The organism is Dietzia sp. E1 (assembly GCF_014145015.1).
GTDB classification, from domain to species: Bacteria; Actinomycetota; Actinomycetes; order Mycobacteriales; family Mycobacteriaceae; genus Dietzia; species Dietzia cinnamea_A.
Genome location: NZ_JAALDU010000240.1, coordinates 1 through 6,027 on the forward strand (window position 1 = coordinate 1; position 6,027 = coordinate 6,027).

The 6,027-nt window shown below is 70.9% G+C and carries 4 protein-coding genes, 2 tRNA genes and 1 pseudogene; 4 read left to right on the plus strand and 3 right to left on the minus strand.

Annotation, left to right across the window (positions count from 1 at the left end; translation table 11 throughout):
- The first annotated feature begins 157 nt into the window (after nucleotides 1-157).
- The 3 genes from G6030_RS08840 (at nucleotide 158) to G6030_RS08850 (ending at nucleotide 3,664) form a co-directional block, all read left to right on the plus strand.
- Nucleotides 158-901, plus strand: coding sequence for a TetR family transcriptional regulator (locus G6030_RS08840; RefSeq protein ID WP_182642880.1), 744 nt, complete (start codon nucleotides 158-160; stop codon nucleotides 899-901).
- The gene (locus G6030_RS08845) at nucleotides 894-2,483 is read left to right on the plus strand and encodes an MDR family MFS transporter (RefSeq protein WP_182642881.1); all 1,590 of its coding nucleotides are present in this window, start codon (nucleotides 894-896) and stop codon (nucleotides 2,481-2,483) included. The genes G6030_RS08840 and G6030_RS08845 overlap by 8 nt, the downstream gene beginning before the upstream one ends.
- A 200-nt stretch (nucleotides 2,484-2,683) precedes the next feature.
- A complete protein-coding gene (locus tag G6030_RS08850) occupies nucleotides 2,684-3,664 on the plus strand; it encodes an acyl-CoA thioesterase (RefSeq protein ID WP_182642882.1) in 981 nt (326 codons plus the stop codon).
- A gap of 62 nt (nucleotides 3,665-3,726) precedes the next feature.
- On the opposite strand, the gene G6030_RS08855 is transcribed toward G6030_RS08850, so the two are convergent.
- The 3 genes from G6030_RS08855 to gltX all read right to left on the minus strand — a co-directional run bounded on the left by G6030_RS08855 (nucleotide 3,727) and on the right by gltX (nucleotide 5,588).
- Nucleotides 3,727-3,799, minus strand: a tRNA-Glu gene (locus G6030_RS08855).
- Between the two features lie 52 nt (nucleotides 3,800-3,851).
- A tRNA-Gln gene (locus G6030_RS08860) sits at nucleotides 3,852-3,923 on the minus strand.
- A 180-nt stretch (nucleotides 3,924-4,103) separates the two neighbouring features.
- Complete coding sequence (gene gltX, locus G6030_RS08865; protein WP_182642883.1) at nucleotides 4,104-5,588, minus strand: glutamate--tRNA ligase; 1,485 nt, start codon at nucleotides 5,586-5,588, stop codon at nucleotides 4,104-4,106.
- A gap of 128 nt (nucleotides 5,589-5,716) precedes the next feature.
- On the opposite strand from gltX, the pseudogene G6030_RS08870 reads away from it, so the two are divergent.
- Nucleotides 5,717-6,027, plus strand: a pseudogene (locus tag G6030_RS08870) (isochorismate synthase); the annotation flags it as partial.

Here is a 6,027-nt window from a genome sequence, read left to right on the forward strand (position 1 = left end):
TGAGAGGGCGGCGTCCTAGGCCGCTAGACGACGGGGGCCTTGCTTGCTGCTTCACCACAGTAACCGACATGTGGACGCGGAACCAAATCGCGGCGCGTGGCGGACTTCACCCGGTACAAAGATGCACTCGGTCTACTTATTCCGTTAGGCTTCCTCCGTGAGCTCTCCCCCCGACGCCTCCCTTCAAGCGCACGACGCGCCCCCTCGTGCGGACGCCCCGCGCGACGACTCCCTGCGCGACCGGAAGCGCCGCGCGACCCACCTCGCGATCGAGGACGCCGCCACCGCGCTGGTCCTCGAGCACGGGTACGACGCGGTGACGGTCGACCAGATCTGCGCGGCCGCCGAGGTCTCCAAGCGCACGTTCTTCAACTACGTCGCCTCCAAGGAGGCCGCGGTCATCGGCGCGACCCCGCAGGACGTCCCCGAGGCCGAGCGCGAAGACTTCCTTGACGGGGTCGATCCGGACGTCCCACGCGCGCTGATGCGGGTCTTTCTCGCAGGCTTCGCCGCCACCCGCATCGCGGACAGGGAGCAGACCGCCACGCTCGTCCAACGCCGGCGTGACATCTTCCGGGCCGAGCCGCAACTCGGTGCCGCGCGGATGACCGCCTCGTACCGGTTCCAGATCGAACTCGTGGACCTCGTGTCCTGCCACCTCGACCGGCATCCGCGGCTGCGCCGCCTGCCCGGGGTCAGCGCCGAGGCCGAGGCGCGCGCGTGCGTCGCGCTCGTCGCCGCCTCGGCAAACCTCGGCATGACCACCTGGCTGAACCGCGACTCCGCCTCCTTCGACGACCTCCACGCCGACTGCGCCACCGCCCTGCGCCAACTCGCAGTGCTCGTCGGCGAGCCCTCCACCGCCGCCACCACCACCACCGACGGGATCCCGCATGAGTGAGACAGACCTCCGCACCACCGCGGCACCGCCCGGTGCCGACCGCTCCCCCGCCCCGGCGCCGACGACGCACAACGTCCCGCTGGTGTTCACCTCGCTGCTGCTGGGGATGCTCATCGTGTCCCTGGGGCAGATGATCTTCGCCACCGCGCTGCCGACGATCGTCGCCGACCTCGGTGGCGTCGACCGCATGAGCTGGGTCATCACCGTCTATCTGCTCACCATGACGATCGGGCTGCCCGTGTACGGCAAGCTCGGGGACCAGATCGGGCGCAAACCCCTCTTCGTCACGGCCATCCTGCTGTTCTCCGCCGGCTCCCTCCTCGGCGCGCTGGCGTGGAACATCGATCTGCTCATCGCCGCACGCGCGGTCCAAGGGCTCGGCGGCGGCGGCCTGATGGTCCTCTCCCAGGCGATCGTCGCCGATGTCGTCCCCGCCCGGCAGCGCGGCCGGTACATGGGCGTCATGGGCGCCGTCTTCGGGCTGTCCTCCGTCCTCGGCCCGCTCCTCGGCGGATTCTTCACTGAGGGGCCCGGCTGGCGGTGGGCGCTGTGGTTCAACCTCCCCGTGTGTCTGATCGCCCTCGTCGTGGCCGTCGTCTGGCTGCGCCTGCCCAACCGCGGCAGCGGACGCCGCACCGACTGGCCCGGCACGGTGCTCATGGCCATCGGCACCACCGCACTCATCCTCCTCTCGTCGTGGGGCGGCAACCGTTACGACTGGACCGACCCGGTCATCCTCGGCATGGGCGCGCTGTTCCTCGTGTGCGCCGTGGCCTTCGTCCGGGTCGAGCGTCGCTCCCCTCACCCGCTGATCCCGATGACACTGTTCGCCGAGCGCAACTTCTCGGTCTCCACCGCCGCCGGGCTCCTGATCGGCGTCGCGATGTTCGGGTGCATGGCCTACCTGCCCACGTACATCCAGATGGTCCACGGTCTCGGCCCCACCGCGGCCGGCCTCATGATGATCCCCATGATGATCGGCATGATGGGCACCTCCATCGTCGTCGGCAACATCGTCAGCCGCACCGGCCGCTACAAGTGGTATCCCCTCGTCGGCACGCTCATCATGGCCGTCGGGCTCTGGCTCATCGGCTCGCTACAGGCCGGTGACACCCTCGTCCACCTCGGCGTGGTGCTCTTCGTGTTCGGTTTCGGACTCGGCCTGTGCATGCAGCTGCTCGTGCTGATCGTCCAGAACGCGTTCCCCGTCACCATGGTCGGCACCGCGACCGCGTCCAACAACTTCTTCCGCCAGATCGGCGGCACGATGGGTTCGGCCATCGTCGGCTCGCTGTTCGTCAGCCGGCTCGCCGACCTCATGGGCGAGCGCGTCCCCGCGGCCGCTGCCGAGCTAGGCCCCGAGGGCGCCCGGGTCGCCGAGACCTTCGCCAACGGTGCGGGCGCCAACTCCATGAGCCCCGAGATCCTGGCCGGGCTGCCGGGCCCGCTGCACGACGCGATCGTCGGGGCGTACAACGACGCCCTGGTGCCGATCTACCACATGGTCGTCCCGCTCATCCTCGTGGCGACCGTGCTGCTGTTATTCGTCCGTGAGGACACCCTCAAGGAGACGGTCGACTGACCGTGCCCGCGGCGCACGCACCGGTGCGCCCGCCCCGACCGCGGGGTACCTGCCCCCACCGCGGTCCGCCGCCCTCACCCCCCACCCCCTCACCCCCGTACCCGCGCTCACCGCGCGTCGGCGCGGGGGTGAGGAGTCCGACACGGGATCCGTACGCACGACACACGGCCCCGTCACGCGACGGCACTAGCGTCCGACGGGTGACCACGCCGCACCTCACCGCTCCCGACCGCACCGCCCCCCACCGGACCGTGCTGCGGTTCCTGGCCGCCCCGACCGACGTCGGGACGGGTAGCCAGGTCCACACCGGCCGCATCCTCGAGTGGATCGACAAGGCCGCCTACGCTCTGGCCGCGGGGTGGTCGGGCGGGTACGCCGTCACGGCCTACGTCGGCAACGTCCGCTTCTCCCGCCCGATCGCCTCCGGCGACCTCGTGGAGGTGTCCGCCCGGCTCGTGCACACGGGCACCTCCTCCATCCACATCCAGTGCGACGTCCGCGCCTGCGATCCCGCGCGCCCCGGGTACCGGCACTGCGCCGAGTGCCTGGTCGTCTTCATCTCCGTCCGCGACGGCGCGCCCACCCCGGTCCCCGCCTGGCGGCCCGCCTCGAGCCTGGAGATCCACGAGTCCGACGAGGCGGTCATGCGCATCGGGCTGCGCGAGGACATCGAGCGCGCGATGGCGCAGCAGGTCTACTCCGAGGCCGGCACCGCGCCGCGATCGACGCTGCGCCTCCTCGCCGCCCCCTCGGACGTCAACTGGGGAGGCAACGCCCACGGCGGACGGATCATGTCGTGGATCGACGACGCGGCGAACCTCTGCGCGGCCCAGTGGTCGGGGACCCCGTGTACCTCGGTGTACGCCGGCGGGGTGCGCTTCTACCACCCGGTGCGGATCGGGGACGTGGTGGAGGTGGAGGCCCGTCTGCTGCACACCGGCCACGAGACCATGCACGTCTCGGTGCACGTCCGCTCCGGGCCGGCCACCTCGTCCGCCCGCACGCTCAGCACGCACTGCCTCACCGTCTGCGCCGCCCTGGGCGCGGACGGGCGCCCCACCCCCGTCGCGCGGTGGTCCCCCGTGTCCGCCGAGGACCACGCCCTGGACGCACACGCACGCGACCTCATCCGGCTGCGGGCGCGGGGACGCTCCGCGAGGCCGGCGCCCGCACCGAACTGAGCGACGCCCACCCGAAATGCGGAAGACGCCCGGAGCGATGTGCTCTGGGCGTCTTCGCGATGTACCCCCGATGGGATTCGAACCCACGCTACCGCCGTGAGAGGGCGGCGTCCTAGGCCGCTAGACGACGGGGGCTAGGACACGGATCCACAGGGATCCGCTGTGAGCACTCGCGTGGAGTACTCCGCTGGCCTACCAGGACTCGAACCTAGAACGACTGAACCAGAATCAGCTGTGTTGCCAATTACACCATAGGCCACTATTTTCACTTGTCCGCCGCTCTTCGGCGACCTCGAAGAGACTACCAAACCTCGGTGGGTGAATAGCAAATCGCCTGGTCAACGACCTCGTTTCCGACGGCCGACCCCGGCCGCGCCCGTCCCCCGTCGAGCGGCGCGGCCGGCGACCGTCATCCGGCGACCGGCGCGGCCGGCGACCGTCATCCGGCGACCGGCGCCGAGCGCAGACGGGACAGGGTCGCCTCACGGCCGAGCAGCTCGATGGACTCGAACAGCGGGGGCGAGATGTGCGAACCGGTCACCGCCACCCGGACCGGGCCGTAGGCCTTGCGCGGCTTGATGCCCAGACCGTCGACCAGCGCCCCGGACAGCGCGGCCTCGATAGCGGGCGTCGTCCACTCCCCGAGAGAGTCGAGGGCGGCGATCGCCGCGTCGACGACCTCACGCGACTCGGGCTTGAGGTTCTTGGCCGCGGACTGCGGGTCCACCGTGAACTCCGACTCGTCCACCAGCAGGAAGCGGATGAGATCCCAGGCGTCCGACAGGACCACGATGCGGGTCTGCAGCAATTCGGCCACGACCGCCCAGCGCTGCTCGTCGAAGTCCTCCGGAAGCGTCAGTCCGTCCTGAGCCGGGTGGGCGACGAGGTATTCGCGCAGGCGCCGCGCGAACTCGTCAGCCGGCAGCTGACGGATGTGCTCGGCGTTGATCGCGTCGGCCTTCTTCTGGTCGAAGCGGGCCGGGTTCGCGTTGACCTGCCGGACGTCGAAGGCGTCGACCATCTCCTGCAACGAGAACACGTCGCGGTCCTCCGACAGGCCCCACCCGAGCAGCGCCAGGTAGTTGAGCAGGCCCTCGGGCAGCATGCCGCGATCCCGGTGCAGGAAGAGGTCCGACTCGGGATCGCGCTTCGAGAGCTTCTTGTTGCCCTCGCCCATGACGAACGGCAGGTGACCGAACTCGGGCACACCGTCGGCCACGCCGATGCGCTCGAGGGCGCGGTACAGGGCGATCTGCCGAGGGGTGGAGCTGAGCAGGTCCTCGCCGCGCAGGACGTGCGTGATCTTCATCAGGGCGTCGTCGACAGGGTTGACCAGCGTGTAGAGCGGGATGCCGTTGGCGCGGGTGAGCGCGAAATCGGGGACAGTGCCGGCCTTGAACGTCGTCTCGCCGCGGACGAGGTCGTTCCAGGAGAGGTCCTCGTCCGGCATCCGCAGGCGGATCACCGCTCCGCGACCCTCGTCGCGGAAGGCCTGCTTCTGCTCCTCGGTGAGGTCGCGGTCGTATCCGTCGTAGCCGAGCTTGGGGTCGCGTCCGGCCGCCCGGTGCCGGGCCTCGACCTCCTCGGGGGTGGAGAAGGACTCGTAGGCCTCCCCCGCCTCGACGAGCCGGCGCACCACGTCGAGGTGCATCTCCCGCCGCTCCGACTGGCGGTACGGCGCGTACGGACCGCCGACCTCGGGCCCCTCGTCCCAGTCCAGTCCGAGCCACCGCAGCGCGTCGAGGATCGCCTGGTAGGACTCCTCGGAGTCGCGCGCGGCGTCGGTGTCCTCGATCCGGAAGACGAACGTCCCCCCCGTGTGGCGGGCGTGCGCCCAGTTGAACAGTGCCGTGCGCACGAGCCCCACGTGGGGTGTGCCGGTGGGCGAGGGACAGAAGCGGACGCGGACATCGGAGGCTGTCATGGCGCCCATCCTAGTGACGGTCCCGGCTCGCACCCCCGTCGAGGACCGGCCTAGGATCAGCGGGTACCCGTGGCCGGCGCCTCCAGGACGGCGCCCCACGGACCGGACCGAGTCGAGGGAGGCGAGCCGTGGCGTCAGGGCCCCACCCCGACGTCGGGCGTCCCGTCACCGCCCCGGACTTCCTGCTCTCTCGGCCGACCGGCTCGCTGCGCACACAGGGCGCGCTCGCCAAGTTCACCGATCCCGCCGACGCCGCCCTGGCCCTGCGCGCGGGCCGCGTCGGCCTGGTGGTCGGCGCGATCGGTTTCGAGCCGGACGCACCGGCCGCGCTCGTGGAGCCCGACGTCGTGGTGCGCACCGACGGACCGCTCGAGCCGCCTGCGTATTTCCGGGCGATGCGGACCCGCGCCCACATCGCCGAGGAGATACCCACGGCGGC

Excerpts from the sequence above, each read along its gene's own strand:
- G6030_RS08845 (WP_182642881.1), top strand. The coding sequence starts at position 894 with ATGAGTGAGACAGACCTCCGCACCACCGCGGCACCGCCCGGTGCCGAC.
- gltX (WP_182642883.1), bottom strand. The coding sequence starts at position 5,588 with ATGACAGCCTCCGATGTCCGCGTCCGCTTCTGTCCCTCGCCCACCGGC.